This window comes from Paenibacillus spiritus, from assembly GCF_008710135.1.
In the GTDB taxonomy this organism is placed as follows: Bacteria; Bacillota; Bacilli; order Paenibacillales; family Paenibacillaceae; genus Paenibacillus_AQ; species Paenibacillus_AQ glufosinatiresistens.
This window is the reverse complement of record NZ_VYKK01000012.1, coordinates 129,459-150,914: the sequence shown is the minus strand read 5'-3', so window position 1 is coordinate 150,914 and position 21,456 is coordinate 129,459. Positions and strand designations below refer to the sequence as shown.

The window sequence follows — 21,456 nt, the reverse complement described above, 5'->3', positions numbered from 1 at the left end:
ACCTACTTCCATAAGAATGGCGGGTATTCCTCCAAATCCCCTCTTATCGTGCGAGCCAGTAGAAGTGCTTGAGCGTGAGGAACGAGCCCCCAAGCCATTCTCTCATTTAAGTAAGGATGAATGATCTGCTCCTGCTTCTTCTCCTGCCAGGCAACCAGCACCTGTCTGCGGGTTGCCTCATCCATAATAACGGCACCGTTCTCCTTGCGATGAAAGCCTTTGGCATGAATCAACTTCTTGTTGATCAATCCAAGAACGAAGCGATCCGCATAGATCCCCCTTAATTCCTCCATCACATCCAGCGCAAGCGAAGCCCGTCCGGGACGATCGCGATGCAAAAACCCGACATAAGCATCCAGGCCGACTCCTTCGACCGCCGCAATCATATCATGGGCAAGCAGAGTGTAAGTAAAGGACAGTAAGGCATTGACATTGTCCAAGGGAGGCCGTTTATTCCGTCCGTGAAAATAAAAATCATTTTTCTGCTGCAAAATCAGATCATCGAATACGGAGTTATATTGAACGGCTGCCGTTCCTTCCAGTCCGCGGAGAACATCTAAGTCCTCTACGCTGCGCACAGTGTGCATAATTTCCGACAAAGAGGCAGAAATCTGCTTGAATTTCTGTACATTCAACCGAAGTGCATGATCGCGGGTAGCCCGTTCCAATATCCATTTCGCATTGTACACTTTGCCGAGGATCATGTTGCGTGCCACTATCGCGCTTCTTGGCTCATCATCCGAGATGCGATACTGCTCTTTACGGAGTACCACATTTCCCCGGCTCTCGCCAATCACTCTCCCGACGAAACGACCGTTCCGCGTGAGAAACGTTAGCGCGATATTTCGTTCGGCTCATGTCCCCATCAAGGCCGGACTGGCACCCGCGTAGCCAAAGGTATAAATCCCTTCCAGATTATGCAAGGGATATCTCTGAAGAATGGCATCCTCCTTTTTCACGACGACATTCTCACCATCCAGAGATAAATAAGCGTCGGGAATCGTAACAAACAAGGTGTTCAGCATTCTCTTCATTCGCTCACCTTGCTTTCTATATAGCTGGCAACCGTCCGGCGATTCATAAGTCCAGGGAGGCAGATCTTGTTGAGCGAGCAATTCTCACAATGGGGTCCTGCTTTGGCCTTAGGTGTATATCGACGTGCATAGTAGCCATGCATTTCATGCAGAGTGGCCTGGACTTGCTCGCGATCGGCTTCAGTAATGGGAACCTCTACCCGATGCTTGATCTCGTTGTAAAAAAGATAGCCTGTCGTAATTTCGCAGGCCAGCATCTCTTCCAGACACATCGCCTGGGCTATCAATTGCGAACGGTCCGAGTCGTCCTTTTTGGGTTTGCCGCGTTTGTATTCTACAGGACAGGGCAGATATAACCCTTGTTCATCAGATAACGGGACCCCGCCGGGGTCCCTTATAAATTCAACGACATCGCAGATTCCGGTAAGTCCAAGCCGCCTTGAATGAACCGGGAGGGCGCGGACCACCAGCTTGTCGCCTCTCTTCTCCCGAAGATGCGGCTGGTCGGCCACACGATGAAGATGGTTTCCTTCCAGCGTCCGGACATTCTCCTCCCACTGCTGCTCGATATGAATCAAAGCCCACTGGCGTCTGCAAAAGTTAAAATGCTGAATGCCCGAGAGCAGCAGATAATCCTCTTCGTTATAGTCCGTCATAGATTTGGACTTCCAGACCGTCGAGCGGCTGGAGCGTCACTTCGTAATCCTCCAACGCCTTCAGCGCTGCTGCACTCTGCTTCCGCGTAACTTGAAGCGACCGGTGGACCTTGGCCGAGGAATATTGGCCCAGCTTGGACTTGTGCTCCCACCAGTATACGGAATGCACTTCCATGCTTCCGTCCGGCCGGGCAGACGACGTATCATTCTCGAACAAGGTCTGAAGAGCTTCCCGAATCTTCAGCGCATCCTCATAGGTGAAGCCTGTTTTCTCTGCCAACTGCGTATTGATGCTGCCATAGAAGACATAGACGCCGAAATCCACCCGGTGCTTCATCCCCATGGTGTCGGAACCGCGCTTGTTCGGATCTTTCGGTGTCGTGGTATTGACGCTCTTCGTGATTTGGGTGCTGGTAATATCAATAGGGTCGATACTCACTGCCGCATGAATGGATACCGGTCCGCGGACTCCAATCGACACGCCGCCTCCGCTGGTCCCCTCGGCTCCTCCGAAAGCGAACACTTGTCCGAAGCTGCGCACATCGATCCATTCTTTGCAAGCCGCCTGAGCATACAGCTCATTGTTCGGCTTCTTGCCTTTGGCAAATTCCTGAACCTCTTCGTTGGCGTCCACCCGCTCTTTAATGCTTCGGAAGCCGTCGACACGGCGGTCGTCGGACTGAACCAGCAGCGATTCCCCCATGTCCTGCAGCCGGTTGCGGATTTTGCGCTTCAGACTTACATCGGACATTTCGCCATGTCCTTCATAATTCTGACGCGGACGATTCCCGTTCAACGGGTCGCCGTTCGGATTGGCGTTGTGTACCGAGAAGACGACGGCAAAATCAATTTTACGGTCAAGTGTACTCATTATTCATTCTCCTCTTCTTGAATGGAATCCGTCTTGTGGTCGGCAGCATCCTTCTTGCTGGTGTACAAGTCTCTTCGTTGGCTCGAGAAACCCAGAAGATACAGCCCGCTCAACGGGCTATCGTTGTAATCTTCCGGTCTTAACCTATCCATGACGATATCCAGTTCATGGTTGCAATGGTTGACGATGAGGTCTCTGACTCCCATTCGAGCCTGATAGGGCTGGAGATTGGATTGAATAATGCTCCACGTCCGTCCGGGATGCCGGGCAAAAGCGTTCATATAGCGAAGCGCATTGGTTGCCCTTTTCTCGTCACCCAGCGCTCTGCGCTCCAGTACATCGGCAATAGCCAGCAGTCTTCCAAAAAGATAACTCCGGTCCTCGTTCTTCGTATCCAGGGCCACTTCATATTCCTCCTTCTCATGCTTCCTGACCAAAGCGCATGCAATGCTCAGCGTCCGTTCCCACTCCCAATTCTCCATGCCGACAGGATGGGAAGCCCGCTGGACGACACTGCGAACAAGATCAAGCGGGACGGGGCGTTCATCCACGATGCAGGGGAGCATGCGCTCCAGCAAGCTTTTGACGAGCTTATCGCTGGCTCTGGAACCGTACGCCGCGTAAGCAATATCCTTCGTGGCCGGCGCTCCGATATACGTTCCGTAAGTCTTCTCCGCCTCTTGGTAATAACGATGCTCCCAGGAGCAGGTCTCGTGCCAGCGCTGAATCCGGTCAAGGAACAACTCCTTATTCATATCCCGGTAATATACAATGGACAGCCGTCCGGGCGTAGCTGCATCCAGAATCAGAATAATTACATTGGATTTATAGTCACTATCGTATCGATAACCGGCCAGCCCTTTGCGGATCATATCGGCATAAGCCTGATGCGTTCCGTCTCCCCCGTCCGCTTCCAGATCCTCCTCATCAAATAAGGTAAAAGAACCTGCATAAGGGTCGGGCACCTCCAGCTTCTCGGTTCCCCAGATCAGAAAGACTTTCCCGTCCATCGTGAACCCCTGGCGTTCAATCAGCCATTTAAGGGCGTTATGGGCCTTCTGGGACGCTTCATAGCTGATGGAAGCAGCTTCTCGGCTATTCTTGAATCGCCCTCTATACGTGAAGCCTGCCGTATCATTGGCGGAGATCAGCTTGGTCTTATCTCCGGAATTGCGGATGCGCGAGGTATGCTTGTCGGCATAGGGCAGCACCTTGCCGGTAACGAAGCATAAGTCACTGCTGCCCAGTCTGCTCTGCGAATAGTCGATAAAAGATTGCTGGACCGACGGGTCCCGCCATAAACGTGTCTCCGGTTCGCCCGGAGCCTGAACGGCAAACCGGACAAAAGCTGCGCTTTGATCCGAAGCGATGACTTTAAAAATTTCCGGCTTCTCTCCATGAGCCGTTTCCATTTCAGAGCTCCATTTAGCCAGCAGCTGTCCCTGCTTGTCTGCCCACAGAATTCCGGCCCGGATCAGATCCGTAATCAAAGTGCCCTTCGCCAGGTACGTATAGACGCTCTTTACTTTGGGATGAGCATAAGATGAGCCGCACCACTCCCCAAGCTGCTTCATGTAATCCGCATAGGGCGTCCCCTTAACATCGCCGCAGTATCGGATATAGTCCCCTGCCACGTACATGAGCTTATCGAACAGCGGGTGCGGAACCGGGGCGCTCGTCCGGCTGGATGAGGCTTCCGTACAGGGAATAATCGTATTACTGTCTGCTTTATCCACCACCTGTGCGGTGAGCCAGTGGCCGTCCATGTCCAGCACCACCGTGATATGAGCACTCTGGGTGGTGTGGGCGACCGGGATCAGGGCGTATTCCCGATCATTCCGCTTCTTCTCGAAGATTCCGACCTGACCCTGATTCGCCTCATAGGTCTTCAGCAATTGAGCCATCCACGTCAAGACGACTCCTCCTCCCCGCAGACCTCGCTGTACAGCGTGTCCACCGATTGCATATTCTCCGGTCCGAACGGCTTGGCGGCGCCTTTGCCTATCTTCCGGACATAAGGACATTCAGCCGGAGGGATGTAGCGTATAATCCCATTCTCCATCTTGGCATTCCACAGCCGGGTCTCCATCTCGTTGCGGCCCGTTTCATCCGGGTAGTTGATTCCATGCAGCATGATTCCGAAGTCCACCTCGGGCACATTATCGTAGAAGCCCTCTCCTTCTCCGAACTCGCATGGTTCCACATAAGCCTGACACTCGCGGGCCCCAAGAAAAATATCTCGCCGCCCCCCCGCCTTCACGGCACGTCTGGCAATATGATGGTGCTTGTGCTCATTGCGGTCCTGAACCAGATCTTCCCGGTAAGGATTGAATTCAAAATGCGCTTTGACCTGATAATGAACATCCTTCAGGTACGTGTAGTAAGCGAGCGTGTTGCCCCCGCTGTATTCGATTGGCCGCATTCCTTTGGACTCCGTCTGAATGACCTTCATGACCCGCACCTCGTCAATGAACCAGATCAGGGTCGGCTTCCAGTAGATAGATTCCACAATCCCCTTCATGGCCGAATAGGTGGGAACCTGAAGCGAGAATTTCTCTCCTCCAATCTTGGTCAGCGGATCGGTAAAGAGCGCGTATTTACCCGTCACCTGAAACTGAATTTCGTTACGCACAAGTATCCTCCTCTCTTCGTTATGGAGCGAGTGCCTGCCTTCGTTCAGATAATGGCTGCATCCCAGACTCCCTCGCCTGCTGTGTCCACACCGAACTCTTCACGATAAGCCGTCTCTCTCAGAGCCAGCACATTACCGTTCAATACCGGATACAACTCCCCGCTTCGCTCAAGCTGCTTCAAGTCCTGGTTATACAGGTTGACCGTGTACGGCTGCGCTCTGCGCAGCAGCTCTCCCAGCGACTGAATCTCAAGCTCGCCGTTCAATTCGATCATAATCTGCCGCGCTTCTTCATTGTATGGAACGATAACTGAAGTGGCAGCGTTTGCAATAACCTCAAAATGCTGCTCGGCAGTAGCAAATGCCGCCCGGTTATGAATCTGCGGAGATTGACCCTGCTTGTTCTTGTAGTGTTGAAAGAGTTTCTTGTTCGTTCCCAATAAGTCGTACAGGTTCAGATCCAGCTTGGGCACATAGTAATCCAGTTCGGTCTTGATATGGCTGTAGTAGCTTTGAAAATAGGACTGGATCGCTGCGGGCGACAGCAGATTATGGGCATACCTTTCAGGATGATTCCTGAAATCGGCAAGCAGAAGAGCGGTCTTCTCTGCACCAATCCGGATATCGGGAAGCGAGGTCAGCCTTTCCTCGGATGCCCGGATGATATACACATGCCTGAGCGGGTCCTTCCCGTGCCGGTTGCACCTTCCCGCCGCTTGAGCGATGGAATCCAGCCCGGCCAGGGAACGGATTACGCAATCAAAGCTGATATTCACCCCCGCCTCAATCAACTGGGTGCTGATGCAAATAACTTTCTCTTGTTGTCGCAGCGCTTCCTTAATCTCCGCCAGCACCGCTTTGCGGTGAGCTGCGCACATACTCGTGCTGAGGTGGAACAATCGGACGCCGCTCTCTTCCCTTACGAGTTCTTCCTTAAGGTATTTATACAGCTTCCTCACCGCGCTCTTGGTATTCAGAATAACCAGCGTGCTGTCCAGTTCTCTAAGCCGTTCCCCGATAAACGCTGCAATTTCCTGTGAATTCCATCCTCGAGCCGTTACCCGATCGACCACCTCCACCCGCTTGAAGTCTTCGCCGACCTCACTCAAGTTCGAGATGATCTCCGCCTGCTCGGCAATGTGCAGATGGTGACGGACAAAATCAAGAGCGGGCTGGGTTGCCGTGCACAGCAGCATGCTGGAACGCCCGAACGATTTCAGGAAATTAAGCGCAGCATTGAACAGCGACACGCATTTGGGAGGGACGGCCTGGACTTCGTCAAAGATGATGACCGCATTCGCCAGGCGATGCATCCGTCTGGCATTGCGCGTTCCTAAGCCGTAGCAGGCATTCAGAAACTGCACCATGGTGGTGAAAATAATCGGGCGGTCCCAGTTATCCCGGGCCAACCGCAGGTTTTTGCGCCGAATATCGTATTCTTCCGAAACCTCATCTTCCCTTCGGGCATCCACGATATTCGAATGATGTTCCAGAATCATGTCATCCTCTTGCAAAATATCGCGAATGTCCTGGGCATTCTGCTCAATGATGGTTGTGAAGGGGACCACATAAATAATGCGGTCCTTGCCGGAAGTCTTGGCGTGCTTCAGCGCATACCGCAGGCTGGACAGCGTCTTGCCGCCGCCCGTCGGAATGGAGAGCGTGTAGATGTCGGATGGTCGATCAGCCGCCTTATCGCATTGCTGCGACATCTTCCGCCGAAGCACGTTGATCGGATGACCGGCATCTTCGGCCTGCTCCATCGCCGTGACTGCTTCCAGCAGCTTGTCATAACTGCGGGCAAAAAATGCCGATCGGTCTTCTTCCCAACGGGACTCCTCGTTCTCCTCGAACTGCCTCGTATCGGTGCGGTCCGCATCAATCAGGCAGCTAAAAATGTACTTCAATAATAGAGAAGAGGCGTTGGAATCCAGACCGCATCGTTGAATTTGTTCAATCGCATGCTGCATCTCCGTCTTGGCCTTCTCAAAATACGCGTCCAGCCAATCCTCCGAACGATCGGAGAAGAAGCTCGCCGCTGCCTCTTCTAAGCCTTCCAGCTGCTTGTCCCTCACCCGTTCCAGAAAAGGAAGCCTGCCTTCCGGACCGATAAAATCCCGCAGTCCCTGATGATGAGAAATGATGCAGTTGCCGATCCACTCGGCAGTGAACCTGTCTTCCCAGTTCCTGCGGCGCTGATGATAGCGCTCAAAAACAAGCTTGCCGCCTGCCGTTGAATGATCCACGTCTCCCCTGCGTACCGAACCCGGATTAGAGACAGCCTGTTGAATGTAACGCTGAAAAGCCGGCGTTCTCTTCCCCAGATCATGCAGAATCCCCGACAAACCGGCCAAATGAGGAACACCGGCTTTGACTCCAAAATGCTCACATCCCGCTCTTACAGCTTCCGAATGCTCGCTGACCGTTTGAATCTTTCCATCCCTGCTGCGAATATGGGCGATATACTCCATAAGACCTCCCCGGAACCCCAAGAATGTGCATTCTTGTGGTTCTATTATCCTAGCCAATCCTATTTTATCCTTTTTAACCATCCTGAACTGTGCGGTATTTTACACCAGATTTCGATAATTTAGGTTGTAAATTGACCTGCCGAATCGGATGCCACGCAAAAAAGCCTTCAAGTCACCTTGAAAGGCTTAAGCTTGTCTCTCCGTTGATCTCCGCGCCACCAGCCGGGGCTTCACCCAGGAGGGAGCTTGAACCTCCTCTACTGCGCTCTCTTCGAGCCGCGCCATCAACATATTGCCGGCGGCGGCTCCAAGAGCAAAAGTATCCATATCCACACAAGTCAGCGGCGGAGTCGTGTAAGGGGCAAGGGGGATATTGTCAAAGGTCGCAATCCCCATTTCTTCCGGAACCGCGATTCCCTGCTCCTGAAGCTCCTGCAATACCCCATAGGCCACCAGATTGCTCATACAGACAATCGCGTCCGGCCGTTCGGTCTCCTTCAGCAGTTCACGCGTCAGCCGCCGTCCATTAGCCTCATTGGCATAGCCCGGACGGATGAACTCGTCCCGTACCGAATCCAGGCTTTGGCGGAACCCTTCCAGCCGGGTCTCATAGAGCGGTTCGCCCGACTCGCCGCCGACAAATGCAGGAGATTGATAGCCTTGGGCCAGCAAATGTTCCACCAGCATGACAGAACCCCGGGCATTGTCGATATCCACACACTGATTCGCAGGAACCCCGGGATATTCTCCGATCACAATATAGGGAAAATTCCGTTCATTCAATTCCCGCGCCAGCTCCGGCGTCAGAATCGAATTATCCATAATCAGCCCGTCCGCTTTGCGCCCGATGGCGAACCGGCTGACGAACCGTTCACGCCCAATATGCTGCATGTTGCTGATGGTCAGCTCATACCCGCGGGGACCGATCACACTTTCCACCCCGCCGATGATATCGTAGAAGGAGGCATTGAGGAAATCGCCGGTTCGCGACAAATCAATAATCAGCGCGATATTGTACCCCTTTTGCCGGGCCAGCTGCGTAGCCAGACTGCTCGGTTCATAGTTCATCTCCTGCATAATGGCTCGAACTTTGGCTTTGGTCGCTTCCGAAATCGTCGGAGCGTCATTCAGCACTTTGGATACTGTTGACTTCGCCACATTTGCCGCGCGGGCAATATCATTGATGGTCACTTTCATCGCACCCAGCCCTTTTACACGAATGCCAAAATTGTCAATTTCTATTATAACGCTTACAAGCTGCCGTTTGAAGGGCTGTTCTTCCACCCCTGCCTAAGAGGCAAAAGAAAACTTGGTGCGAACCCCAAGCTCCCATGAATTCCCCGGCTCATTCGCACCTCAGATTTTGACGAATCTTGTCGTTTTTGTCTTGTTCCCGAAAATGTCAAGCTCACATGCAGATTTATTTGCTATGCTTAACATAGAAAAAAGCGATTCTCTCTGCCTTATTGAAATGAATGGACGCTAATTTCGCTGTCGCATCCCGTATGGGATGCGTGGATTGAAATTCATTACTACCCGTATCGCTGGTGGACGCGCTTTGTCGTCGCATCCCGTATGGGATGCGTGGATTGAAATCACCAGCGGGACCACTTTAAGATTGGTCAGCGCCGCGTCGCATCCCGTATGGGATGCGTGGATTGAAATTTCTTCGCCCACCACTTGCTGGTGGCAAGAGCGTGTCGCATCCCGTATGGGATGCGTGGATTGAAATACAACAGAATTTACGGATAACCTAAACGAATTTGTCGCATCCCGTATGGGATGCGTGGATTGAAATTACTCACCGGAGGCTCGACGCCGGCCGCCGTCCAGTCGCATCCCGTATGGGATGCGTGGATTGAAATCCATTGCCCCGTCGCCGCCTCGGTCTGCAGTGTGACGTCGCATCCCGTATGGGATGCGTGGATTGAAATGATCACCTCACAATCGGATAAGAGCGGCCACCGCCGTCGCATCCCGTATGGGATGCGTGGATTGAAATACTTATGATGGCCGCCTATTTTTTTATCCCGCTCTCGTCGCATCCCGTATGGGATGCGTGGATTGAAATCGAGAACGCGTCCAAGAGGATGTTGTAGAAAGACGTCGCATCCCGTATGGGATGCGTGGATTGAAATTCCAGCAGGAGATCGAGAGCCTGAACGATGCCGTCGTCGCATCCCGTATGGGATGCGTGGATTGAAATCTTCCGGATCCATTGTTGCCACTCCTGCTGATGAAGTCGCATCCCGTATGGGATGCGTGGATTGAAATGACGCCCGCCTGGAGCATGAAATCAAGCGCATGCGTCGCATCCCGTATGGGATGCGTGGATTGAAATCTTTTCCCGGCCGCCAGTGATCGGAGTCGGATTGGGTCGCATCCCGTATGGGATGCGTGGATTGAAATGTCCAATATTTGAGTGGTCCGAACAGATAGTATTCGTCGCATCCCGTATGGGATGCGTGGATTGAAATCCCGGTTCAAAAAAAAATTTTGGAAGAGAGGTCGTCGCATCCCGTATGGGATGCGTGGATTGAAATTCGATAGCCCCCGGAACATACCCTTCGGCCTTGGTGTCGCATCCCGTATGGGATGCGTGGATTGAAATTACTCGGCCGCCGGTCTTGTGGCTACTATTGACGTCGCATCCCGTATGGGATGCGTGGATTGAAATCTGCCAGTTGGTCACCATCTCGTCATAGAGCAAATTGTCGCATCCCGTATGGGATGCGTGGATTGAAATGGGCCAGTCGCTGATAGGAATAAGCACGGTGATCCAGTCGCATCCCGTATGGGATGCGTGGATTGAAATTAAACATCAAAAGCCGAGGGCCATAGCTACTAGGCGTCGCATCCCGTATGGGATGCGTGGATTGAAATCAGACGTTGCGCTAGGGGTGGGAGAGGCTGAAAGTCGCATCCCGTATGGGATGCGTGGATTGAAATGCTGAACCTCTTGGGCCAGCGGCAAATATGATCGCGTCGCATCCCGTATGGGATGCGTGGATTGAAATCACTTTTTGAAAATGGAAGAGCAGAGCCTTCGGCGTCGCATCCCGTATGGGATGCGTGGATTGAAATTTGACGTGCTGCTGGACCCGACACACCGCATGGCGTCGCATCCCGTATGGGATGCGTGGATTGAAATTCCGTCCCGAACAAATGGGTAGTAGCAGCCAGCAGTCGCATCCCGTATGGGATGCGTGGATTGAAATGGGTTAGCCTGGCCGTTGGAGCTGTCGAACTGGCCGTCGCATCCCGTATGGGATGCGTGGATTGAAATCGGTCCTCCGGCAAGTACATATATTGTCCGGACGAGTCGCATCCCGTATGGGATGCGTGGATTGAAATAGTTTATCACAGCTCCGCAGCAAGTGCAGGGAAGTCGCATCCCGTATGGGATGCGTGGATTGAAATAAAGTCCATCGCCTTGCTCACCGAGCTACCGGCCAGTCGCATCCCGTATGGGATGCGTGGATTGAAATACGTCGTCCCTCGGCTTTATCGTCGGGTTTCTCGTCGCATCCCGTATGGGATGCGTGGATTGAAATCGGCGGGCCACTACGAGACGACGCTGACCACGCCGGAGTCGCATCCCGTATGGGATGCGTGGATTGAAATACCCTTCGGCCCCATCGGCCCTTGCGGACCTGTGTCGTCGCATCCCGTATGGGATGCGTGGAATGAAATAGCTCGTCCGGCAACTCGTCCAGAAAGAGCTTGCGTCGCATCCCGTATGGGATGCGTGGATTGAAATGACAAGCTGCACAGCTCCTGGGAAGTCAAGACGGCCAGTCGCATCCCGTAAGGGATGCGTGGATTGAACCATTCCAATCAACCTCTTCCGCCTCATCACAGCACGCAAAAACGCGCGAACTCCCCGGCCACAAGGGCCGGGAAAGTCCACGCGTTTTCAATTTCGGCGGCGGGAAGGCCGCCGGGGAACCGGCAGAAGCCGGTCCGCCGGGCAGGCTTGCTCCCTTTTGCCGGATTAGTTCTGCCAGTCTACGGTTACGGTGGCTACGCCGCTGGACGGCGATGTGAAGGTGTGGTTGTTGCCGCCTTCCCAGGTAACAGTAGATCCGTTAACCTTGATGAATTTGAATTGCAGCGCCGTGCTGGCCGGAACGCTGACGTCGAAGTACCAAGTCGGGTAGGAAGCTTCCACCTGGTTGTACAGCGGGCCAATGGCCTTGGCTGCGGTCCAGTTGCCGAGTTCGGCCACGTTGCCGGTCAGGTAGACGTTCTGGCCCAGGGACGTAGTGGCATTGTTCACTTTGAAGCGAACGGTAACCTGATCGGCGGTCAGCACGTTGAAGTTATTGAAGGCGGCGCTGGTCGTGCCGGCCGAATTCGTTACGGTAACCGTTGTGTTGCCAGCGGCTACGTTCGGCACTTTGACCTTGATCTCGGTATCTTCCCAGCTCACGATGTCGGCGCCGGTAACAGCGGTGGTTCCGAAGGTGACCTTGTTCTTGGTCGTTCCGAAGCCGCGGCCGTCAATGGTAATTACGTTTCCAGGCTTGCCCATCGTCGGGCCGACGTTGGCGATAACCGGCGAGGATTCGTTGGTGGAATACTGCCATACCGCTGTGCCGCCTGCTGCCAGTGTAAAGTTGCTGACGGCGCCGCCGCTGACGGTAACGGAATTGCCACTCAGCAGACCGCCGAGAACATCGGTATAAGTTCCGTTCGGCAGGGCGGTCAGCAGACCGGAGATTGGATAGGATGTCGTGGTGTTCCGGTTGATCGCAACCAGAGCCACGCTGCTTCCGAATTTCCGTTCATAGATATAGACGTCGTTGTTCACCCAACGCTGGGTTGTGGTGCCGTAGGCGATAGCCGGGTTGGATTTGCGCAGCGGAGCCAGCGCTTTGATGACCTTGTAGGCTGTCTTGTTCGTATCGAAGCCGGTCATCATTGCCCGGTTGTTCGGGTCGCCGTTGCCGGTCATATACTGCTCGGTACCGTAATAGATGGCCGGTACGCCGCGAGAAGTCAGCGTCAGCGCCAGCGCCTGTTCCGTCGGACGTGTGCTCGCTCCCGCCTGCTGGAAGCGGTCCATATCATGGTTGTCGATGAAGGTTACCATGTTGTTGATATAATTATAGCTGGAACCTGTGCTGGAGATAATCGAGCTGAGGTCGGTCATCGTCTCGGTCTTGTCGCGGAAGACTTCGCGGACTTCCTGTGCATAGGCGAAGTCCAGCAGATTCATCCCGCTCTGGTTCGCGAAATTGATGTTGTCCTGGCTTGTCTCATCGACGCCAAGGAACCATTCCCCGAAGGTGAACACGGGATTGGCGCTGCTGTAGATGGACGAGACATAGCTCTTCTGCCAGCCCTGCGGCATATGCTTCACTGCATCGAACCGGATGCCGTCTACGCCAAGGTTCAGCCAGAGCTGAATGGATTCCTTCAGGTAGTTGTCAACGGTATTGTTGTTCTGGTTAAGGTCGGCAAGATCATACAGGTTCTTGTAGATACCGCTTTCAATTGTGGAAAAATCGGTTCCGCCGTTGTGGTGGAACAGGCCGGCACTGTCGTTGCTGTACTTGCCGAGCAGGGTGCCGTTGTTATACAGCGCGCCGTTCTCGGCGAACGAGGCATCCGTGGAAGAGGCCGGATTCGTGTGGTTAGGCGCAAAGTCGATGATGACCTTGATATTGTGGGAATGCGCCGCGGCGATCAGATTGGAGAAATCGGTGAAGCTGCCGAAAGCGGCATTGGTCTTCTTGAAGTCGCGCGGCCAGTAGCCGTGATAGGCGGCATTGTTGACACCCGAGTAGTTGATTACGGACGTAATATTCTCAACCGGCTGCGAAATCCAGATCGCCGTAATGCCCATGCCGGTCAGATAGCCGTCGTTGATCTTGTTCGTGATCCCCTGCCAGTCCCCGCCAAAATACAGCTTCAGATTGGAACGATCCGCACTGAAGGCCGAACCTGTCGGATTGTTGGCCGAATTGCCGTCGACAAAGCGGTCTGTCACAATCTGGTATACCGTATCCGTACTGTAATCCAGTTTGTTGCTGACACTCGTATCCGGCGACGCCATAACAGGCAGTGCAGCGCCGAGCGCGATCCCTACGGACAACGACACGGACGCCAACCATTTGACTTGCTTGTTCATATAACCCAACCTCTCCTCTCATTTGGTTCGTTCCAGTTGAAACGCTGGGCCTTACTGCGGCGAACGGCTGCGCAACCGTTTGAGCAGCAAATAAGAAATGCCCATTAAAGCGCTTACCGAATGATGCGTCCTCTTTGCTCCTGCATCCGTTTCTGTCAGGAAAACGGCGGTATTGCAGCAGCAGGTGTCAGGAAACCGGTTTCCTCACCAAAATACCACTCCTCATTCTAGTAGTCAATACATTATCTGGGACTTTTCGGAGGAATTCTGAATTTGCTTAAAAAACCCGCCTCCGGTTATACCGGAAGCGGGTCTTAGGTTGGATATAAGATGCAAGGCCGGTTCGTTCTGCATGTTACCGGGCACGGAGCGGCTTCTTCCAGAAGCCGAGGATCAGTCCGGACAGAACCGCGCCGACCGCTACAGCGAGAAGGAACAGCAGCGCATGATTGGCGAGCGCAGCTACAAAGATGCCGCCGTGCGGAGCCGGCACGTCGATATTCCAGAGCTGGGTCAGGCCGCCGGCTACAGCCGAGCCGAGAATGCAAGAGGTCAATACCCGCAGCGGATCGGCGGCCGCGAACGGAATAGCGCCTTCGGTGATGAACGACAGGCCGAGCACATAGTTCGTGAGACCGGACTGGCGCTCCTGGTCGGTGAATTTAGATTTGAACAGCGTCGTAGCCAAGGCGATGGCCAGGGGAGGCACCATTCCGCCCGCCATGACAGCCGCCATCATCAGGCCGTTCGTATTTCCGCTGGATGTGAATACTCCGATTGCGAACGTATAGGCCGCCTTGTTGAACGGTCCGCCCATGTCGATCGCCATCATGCCGCCGAGAATGAGGCCGAGCAGCACTTTGTTGCCGGTGCCGAGGCTGTTGAGACCGTCGATCAGGCCCTCGTTGATCCAGCTGAAGACCGGGTCGAAGATGAAGTACATAATGGCTCCGGTGACGAGAAGCCCCAAGACCGGGTAGAGCAGGATCGGCTTCAGTCCTTCAAGCGACTTAGGCATGCCGGCGAGAGCCCGGCGAAGTCCGAGAACGACATAGCCGGCGAGGAAGCCCGCGGCCAGGCCGCCCAGGAAGCCGGCATTTGCCGTGGCCGCCATGAAGCCGCCGACCATACCGGGCATGAGCGCCGGCCGGTCGCCGATGCTCATCGCGATGAAGCCTGCCAGAATCGGAATCAGGAAATGGAAAGCGCCTTCGCCGCCCCCGATGGCTCCCAGCAGCTTGACGAGCTCGTTATCCGGGCTGAGCGTATGCTCCAGCAGGAACGAAATCGCCAGCAGAATGCCGCCGCCCACGACGAACGGAAGCATATGCGAGATGCCGTTCATCAGGTCTTTGTAGATTCGGCTGCCGACCTTTGGCCGGCCCGAAGAAGACCCGACCGAGTGCGCGGCGCCCGCAGCATCGCCGCCGGCCGCTCCCTGGCTGCGGTAGATCGGCGCTTCGCCGACCGCCGCCTTGCGGATCAGCTCCTCCGGCTTCCGGATACCGTCGCTGACCGGCCGCTGAAGCACCGGCTTGCCGTCAAAGCGCGCCATGTCGACCTGCTTGTCGGCGGCGACAATGACGCCGCTGGCCCGGCGGATTTCGTCAGCGGTCAACACATTCTGCGCGCCTTCCGAGCCGTTCGTCTCGACCCGGATTCGGACGCCGAGCTCCTGCGCTTTCTTCTTCAGCGCATCTTCGGCCATGAAGGTATGCGCAATGCCGGTCGGACAGGCTGTTACCGCGACGACAAAAGCTTCGCCTGCCTCCGGTTGTCCGGCACCCGCATCCGCAGCCGAAGACTCCCGCCCGTCCTGCGGCAGGACCGGGCTTGCCGCGTTCGCTTCTAGCCGCTCCCCCGCTTCCGCTTCGGACTGCTTGGCATCGAACAGAGCAACGACTTCATCGGGCGTCTCCGCCTTCTTCAGCGCCTCCATGAATTCCGGCTCGATCAGCAGCCGGGACAGCGCGGCCAGTGTGCGCAGGTGCATGGTTCCCGCTCCTTCGGGAGCGGCGATCAGGAAGAACAGGTGGACCGGTTCGCCATCGAGCGAATCGTAGTCCACACCGGCGAAGCTTTTGGCGAAGAGTACGGTCGCTTCCTTCACCGCTCCCGTCTTGGCATGCGGCATGGCAATGCCGCCTCCGATGCCCGTGCTGGATTCGCGCTCCCGCTTCCAGATCATCTCCGTGAACAGCTCCCGGTTCACAATGCGACCGCTTTCAACAAGCTTCGCAATCAGCTCGTCGATGACCTCTTCCTTCGTCGCGGATGCCAGGTCCATAATCATCACTTGCTTCAGCATCAAATCCGTGATTTTCATTCGATTCAATCTCCTTTACGGGTCATTCACAGCGGTGTCATCCGTATCAGAAGCGTCCCCGAAGGGCCTGGGTCTATGCGACTAGGCGCAAGACCCGGCAGCCGAACGCAGACGCCTGCTCTTCTATCCGGTGTGTGCTATCTTCCGGATCTCCACCTGCGGACGCAGGCGTTCAATGTCGCTCCGTTCAGCGAGGTCATCCGAGAAAGCGGTCGCGCTTCCGCAGGCCACGCCTGCGCGGAACGCTTCCAGAACGCTGCCGGTGGCATCAAGCGTGCCGACGAATCCGGCAATCATGGAGTCTCCCGCGCCGACCGAATTGCGGACCGTTCCCGCCGGAGCCGCCGTGCGGTACGCCGCGGACTCCGTAATCAGCAGCGCCCCTTCGCCGGCCATCGAAATCAGCACATGCCTCGCTCCCCGCTCCAGCAGCCGCCGGCCGCAGCGGATCAGCTCTTCCTCGGTCCGCAGCTCCGTCCCGAACAGCTCCGCCAGCTCATGATGGTTCGGCTTGATGACGAGAGGGTTCAGCGGCAAAGCGTTCAGCAGCGCCTCGCCGGTCGTATCCATTGCAAAATCGGCCCCGGCTTTCTTCACCGCCTCAATCAGCCGGCTGTAATAGCCTGCGCCAAGCGAAGGAGGCACGCTTCCGGACAGCACGGCGATATCGCCCGGCTTCAGACGGGACAATCTGGTGATTAATTCCTCCGCCTCCGCCTCCCGGATCTCCGGCCCCTGGCCGTTGATCTCCGTCTCTTCGCCCGCTTTCAGCTTGATATTAATCCGGGTATCGCCTTCTATGAAGACGAAATCCCGGCCGATTCCTTCACTCCGCAGCCGGTCGTCCAGATGGCGGCCGGTAAAACCGCCGAGGAACCCGGTCGCCGTATTCGCAATCCCGAGCCGGTGCAGCACCCTGGAGACGTTGATGCCTTTGCCTCCGGGGAGCTTGAGATCGCGGTTCATTCGGTTGAGTCCGCCCAACTGCAGTTCCCCGACCTCGACGATATAATCGATGGAAGGGTTAAGCGTAACCGTATAGATCATCGTTCTCCCTCCATTACTTGTGTCTTGTGAAGAATGGAAGCCCGCATCTGGGAAGGCACGGCCTCCGTAATCAGGGTCGCTTCGGCAAGATCGAACAGCTTCGCGAAGGAGACCCGCCCGAACTTGCTGCCGTCGGCCAGCACGTAGGTCTCCGCCGAGAGCTGGTGCGCCCGCCGCTTGACCATGGCTTCCTCCGGATCAGGCGTGGTAAAGCCCATTTCGGTATCGACGCCGTTCGTTCCCAGGAAGCATTTGTCAAACCGGAAGTTATCCATATTCTGCAGCGCAATGCTGCCGATAACCGCCTTGGTATGACTCTTCATCATCCCTCCCAGCAGGTAGCTGCGGATCTGCTTGCCGACCAGAGCCTCCACATGCGACAGCCCGTTGGTCACTACCGTAATCCCTCGGGCTTCAATATATGGGATCATGGCAAGCGTCGTTGTTCCGGCATCCAGATAAATGCACTCGCCGTGCTGGACCTTAGCAGCCGCCAGACGGGCAATTACATTCTTCTGTTGAACGTTTGTGGAGGATTTCTCCTCCATGCCCGGCTCCAGACTGCGCTGCGGAGAAAGGGTCGCGCCGCCGTGGACGCGTCTTAGCAGCCCGCGGGCCTCCAGATCAATCAAATCCCGGCGTACCGTGGATTCGGACGCACCAAGCAGCTCGATCAGCTCTTGGATTTTAACGGTTCCCCGTTCCTGTAAGCGCTGTAAGATTAGGGCATAGCGTTCTTCGGTCAACATCTGCATTCCTCCAACTGAGTTAATCATATCATAAAAACCTTAAAAAACAATCATTATTATTCAAATTCATTCACAACCGTTCAGACCACTCTAACCTGACGGCCTAGACCCTATTACCCGCAGCCCTGCCCGCTAAAAAAAGATGCCGGCAAAGGCCGGCATCCTGTCCGCTTCCGAACCCCCTGCCCCTCCCTGTCGGGATGCAGAGAACCTTGTCTTTTGCCGCCCGGTCCCGGTCTCCAGCGCCAAGCCTCCCGCAGCCAGGTCTCCCGCCGTCCGGCAAACCGGCCGCGGCCGAACCTACCCCTGAAGCGCCTTGCGGACGCTCAGAATATAGCGGGCCTGGTCGAGCGGATTCACGCCCCGGCGTGTCCGCTCCGCCTTCACGTCAGGCGGGCATTCCTCGTAGCCGTCGAATACGCTCGAGAACGTGCCGCGGCCTTTGGTGAAGGAACCCAGCGACGCCGGGTAATCCAGCGAGGTCGCCAGCGGCACCCGCCCTTCTATCCATATCCGCCCTTCCCGGAGCAGCGGCGGCTCAAAGGAGCCCCGCATCTGCACAAGGTCGTTCATCACCCGTCCGGCGTTCTCTTCCGGTACGGCGATCCGCACGCGCAGCATCGGTTCCAGCAGCTTCGTTCCCGTCCGCGCCAGCCCGTCCATCAGTCCCATAGGCGTCGCCACGGCAAAATCAAGCGGATGGGTATGCCACACATGATGCTGGCCTTCCACCAGCGTCACCCGCAGGTCGGTGACCTCCCAGCCGAAGAGCCCTTGGCTCAGTGCCTCCGGTACCCGCCGGGCGGTCTCGTTCTGATACTGCGGGAGCAGGTCCGAGCTGCGTACGATGGACTCATAGATCAGGCCGCTGCCCCGCGGCAGCGGTTCGATGGCGAAGCGCAGAATCGCCCAGCACGGTTTGGGCATCGTATAGGCAATGAAGCCTTCGCCGGCCCGGGCCGGCGTCTCCTTGTAGATCACAGACGGCGGTCCGAAGGTGACGGCCAGACCGAAACGCTCCCGAACTACACTCGCCAGAATCTCCAGTTGAATCTTGCCCATGACCTTGATGTGCAGCTCCCGGTCTTCCGGCAGCCACTGGGCATCCAGCAGCGGGTCTTCATCGGCCAGCTCCCGGAAGGCGGCCATCGCTTCATGATCCGGAGCGCCTTCCCAGAAGACGCGGACCGTCAGCAGCGGAACCGCCAGCTTCGCTTCCGGCGGCACGGCGTCCGGCGAGCCGAGCACATCGCCGACCCGGGCGTCTGCCAGCCCGTAGACGGCGGCGATGTCGCCTGCCGCAAGCTCCGGGACGGCCTGGGCCCGTCCGCCCTCCAGTCTGCGGATCTGCGTAACCTTGCCGCCCGTCTCGCCCGCCGGGCCAGGTACGGCGTCCCGGTTGCGGAGCCGTCCCCGGTAGAGGCGGACGAGCGCCGCCTTGCCGAGCCCGGGGTCCTGCTGGACGCCGAAGACAATGCCCGAGAGCGGCGCTTCGGGATCGCCTTCCGTCGGCGGCAGGTAGTCGATTACGGCATCCAGCAGCGGCCCGATGCCGATTGCCTTCGCCGCCGCTCCGTACAGGAGCGGGAACATCCGGCAGGCGGCCGTCTCCCGGGCCAGAAAGGCCTTCCACCCGGCGGCGCTGTCCGTCTCCCCCGCCAGATAGCGGGCGAGCATGTCCTCGTCGCGTTCGGCGAGGCTCTCCAGCAGCGCCGTCCGTTCCGGGCTTCCCGGCGCATCGGCCCACAGGTCGGCGGCTCCGCTGTAATCCAGCCCCGCCCCAAGGGGGCGCTGCACCGGAATGACGCCGTCCGACAGATAGGCGCGGACCTGTTCCAGCACCCGGGCGGGGTCCGCGCCGATCCGGTCCATTTTGTTCACGAACAGAAGGGTCGGTATCTTCAAGCGCCGCAGCGCGTTCCAGACCGTCTCGCTCTGGGCCTGCACGCCCTCCGCCGCAGACAGGATGAGCACCGCGCAGTCCATGACCCGCATCGAACGCTCCACCTCCGACAGAAAGTCGACATGCCCGGGCGTGTCCACCAGATTGATCTGCGTGCCTCTCCATTCCAGCGAGACAATCGCCGAGCGCACCGAGATGCCCCGCTGCCGTTCCACCTCAAGGGAATCCGTCTGAGCGGTTCCTTCGTCGACGCTGCCGAGCGCCCGGATCCGGCCGCTCTCATATAAGATATGCTCCGTGGTTGTCGTCTTCCCGGCATCCACATGCGCGAATATGCCCAGGTTCAATCTGCGCGTTGCTCCCTTGTCCACTCTGCCATCTCCCGCTCTCGCTCCGTTGTCGTCTCTTCATTGTAGCCGATCTGCGGCGGGGGTACCAGAAGACGACAGCCGACCCGTAGCCAAGGAACCATCTTGACGGAGAAGTGCAACTTTTTGGCGAGCGGGGACATCTATAAGAGCAAGAGGTGATGATCATGAGAAAAACTATCGTGGCCTGCGGCATACTCGCCGCATCCTTGTCAGTCGGTACAGGCGCTTACGCCTTCTCCGATCTGAAGGGACATCCGGCCGAAGCCAAGATTGACAAATTGCATCAGTCTGGAGTGATTAACGGCGTGACCAGCGACCGATTTGCCCCCAATGCCAAAGTGACGAACGGCCAGGCCATTCAGTTCCTCGTATCCGGTCTGGGCCTGAAGGCGAACGATTCCGATGTGCCGGTCTTCACCAAGGTGAACGCCAAGGCTTGGTATGCCTCCGCTATCCACATTGCGGCGCAGAACGGCCTCACTCTGCATGCGTCGTTTGATCCGAACGCCGTCATGACCCGGGCCGACTTCGCCTATCTGCTGAAGCAGGCTCTGGATGCCAAGGGGACCTACCCCGTAACCCGGATGTACCTGTATATCGCGGACGGCGACGCTCTTTCGGGCGAGCTCAATTCCAGTCTTCAAGTGCTGCTCAACACCCGGATTATTTCGCTGGAGAGCGGCGACAGATTCCGGCCGCATGATGCCATAACGCGCGCCGAAGCTGCTGTGTGGCTCTACAACGCCGTAGAATTCGCCCGCACGTCAATTACACCGAAGACAGATCTGCCCGCCGAACCCGCCGGGGAAGCGGACGCGTACACATCTGACGTTCAAGTGGATAAGACATCAGAGGGCGTCAGCCGGGTAACCTTGACGGTCGGCGGTCTGCCGAACCCGGGCTACAGCGTCAACGTCACCAAGATTGAATTCGGCACCGGCAAGACGGCCGTAGTCTACTTCCGGGTGACAGCGCCCAAGACCGGGTTCTATACCCAGGTCATCTCCAAGGGCACTGCTGTAACGTATGTGCCGGAAGGCTACACCGTAACGGCCAAATCCGAGGGCGGAAGCTCCGATTCCCGGTATTCGGACGGCTCCGGCAGCAATCCTCTGCGTTAACCGCCAGGACGCTTCGGGCACTTAAGAAACGGCAATCCTTAGGACCTGCAATCTCCTGATAACCGCATTAGGCAAGAAGAAAGCCCCCATCCTCGCTGCAAAGCGAAAACGGAGGCTTCTTCCTGTTTGCCGCCAAAAC

Annotated in this window: 12 protein-coding genes, 1 pseudogene and 1 CRISPR repeat array; of the genes and pseudogenes, 1 reads left to right on the top strand and 12 read right to left on the bottom strand. The window is 56.4% G+C overall.

Annotated elements, in window-relative coordinates; all coding sequences use genetic code 11:
• Positions 1-2: 2 nt before the first annotated feature.
• The 12 genes and pseudogenes from cas1c to F4V43_RS09665 all read right to left on the bottom strand — a co-directional run bounded on the left by cas1c (position 3) and on the right by F4V43_RS09665 (position 20,196).
• Positions 3-1,034: pseudogene (cas1c, locus tag F4V43_RS09720) on the bottom strand (type I-C CRISPR-associated endonuclease Cas1c).
• Positions 1,031-1,690, bottom strand: a complete 660-nt coding sequence (gene cas4, locus F4V43_RS09715) for a CRISPR-associated protein Cas4 (RefSeq protein WP_150458046.1) — start codon at positions 1,688-1,690, stop codon at positions 1,031-1,033. Before cas4 ends, cas1c begins: the two are co-directional and overlap by 4 nt.
• Complete coding sequence (cas7c, locus tag F4V43_RS09710; RefSeq protein WP_150458045.1) at positions 1,677-2,561, bottom strand: type I-C CRISPR-associated protein Cas7/Csd2; 885 nt, start codon at positions 2,559-2,561, stop codon at positions 1,677-1,679. The genes cas4 and cas7c overlap by 14 nt, the downstream gene beginning before the upstream one ends.
• On the bottom strand, positions 2,561-4,474 hold the full coding sequence (gene cas8c / locus F4V43_RS09705) for a type I-C CRISPR-associated protein Cas8c/Csd1 (RefSeq protein WP_150458044.1): 1,914 nt from the start codon (positions 4,472-4,474) through the stop codon (positions 2,561-2,563). The genes cas7c and cas8c overlap by 1 nt, the downstream gene beginning before the upstream one ends.
• Positions 4,471-5,193 carry a type I-C CRISPR-associated protein Cas5c gene (gene cas5c, locus F4V43_RS09700; RefSeq protein ID WP_150458043.1) on the bottom strand — a complete coding sequence of 241 codons (723 nt, stop codon included), beginning with the start codon at positions 5,191-5,193 and terminating at the stop codon, positions 4,471-4,473. The genes cas8c and cas5c overlap by 4 nt, the downstream gene beginning before the upstream one ends.
• 44 nt (positions 5,194-5,237) lie before the next feature.
• Positions 5,238-7,664: a CRISPR-associated helicase Cas3' gene (cas3, locus tag F4V43_RS09695; RefSeq protein WP_150458042.1), complete on the bottom strand. Its 2,427-nt coding sequence runs from the start codon at positions 7,662-7,664 to the stop codon at positions 5,238-5,240.
• A gap of 186 nt (positions 7,665-7,850) precedes the next feature.
• On the bottom strand, positions 7,851-8,861 hold the full coding sequence (locus F4V43_RS09690; protein WP_150458041.1) for a LacI family DNA-binding transcriptional regulator: 1,011 nt from the start codon (positions 8,859-8,861) through the stop codon (positions 7,851-7,853).
• 296 nt (positions 8,862-9,157) lie between these two features.
• A CRISPR array of direct repeats spans positions 9,158-11,494; the repeat unit is 33 nt; unit sequence GTCGCATCCCGTATGGGATGCGTGGATTGAAAT.
• A 164-nt stretch (positions 11,495-11,658) separates the two neighbouring features.
• A complete protein-coding gene (locus F4V43_RS09685; RefSeq protein ID WP_150458040.1) occupies positions 11,659-13,800 on the bottom strand; it encodes an alpha-amylase family glycosyl hydrolase in 2,142 nt (713 codons plus the stop codon).
• Between the two features lie 355 nt (positions 13,801-14,155).
• Positions 14,156-16,126 (bottom strand): fructose-specific PTS transporter subunit EIIC, encoded by a 1,971-nt coding sequence (locus F4V43_RS09680; RefSeq protein WP_150458039.1) that lies wholly within the window; start codon positions 16,124-16,126, stop codon positions 14,156-14,158.
• A gap of 123 nt (positions 16,127-16,249) precedes the next feature.
• Entirely contained in the window at positions 16,250-17,173 is a 924-nt protein-coding gene (gene pfkB / locus F4V43_RS09675) for a 1-phosphofructokinase (RefSeq protein ID WP_150458038.1), read from the bottom strand.
• The gene (locus F4V43_RS09670; RefSeq protein ID WP_150458037.1) at positions 17,170-17,922 is read right to left on the bottom strand and encodes a DeoR/GlpR family DNA-binding transcription regulator; all 753 of its coding nucleotides are present in this window, start codon (positions 17,920-17,922) and stop codon (positions 17,170-17,172) included. Before F4V43_RS09670 ends, pfkB begins: the two co-directional genes overlap by 4 nt.
• Positions 17,923-18,222: 300 nt before the next feature.
• Positions 18,223-20,196, bottom strand: coding sequence for a GTP-binding protein (locus F4V43_RS09665; protein WP_150458036.1), 1,974 nt, complete (start codon positions 20,194-20,196; stop codon positions 18,223-18,225).
• Positions 20,197-20,360: 164 nt separating this feature from the next.
• On the opposite strand from F4V43_RS09665, the gene F4V43_RS09660 reads away from it, so the two are divergent.
• Entirely contained in the window at positions 20,361-21,317 is a 957-nt protein-coding gene (locus tag F4V43_RS09660) for an S-layer homology domain-containing protein (RefSeq protein ID WP_191089543.1), read from the top strand.
• Positions 21,318-21,456: the final 139 nt, after the last annotated feature.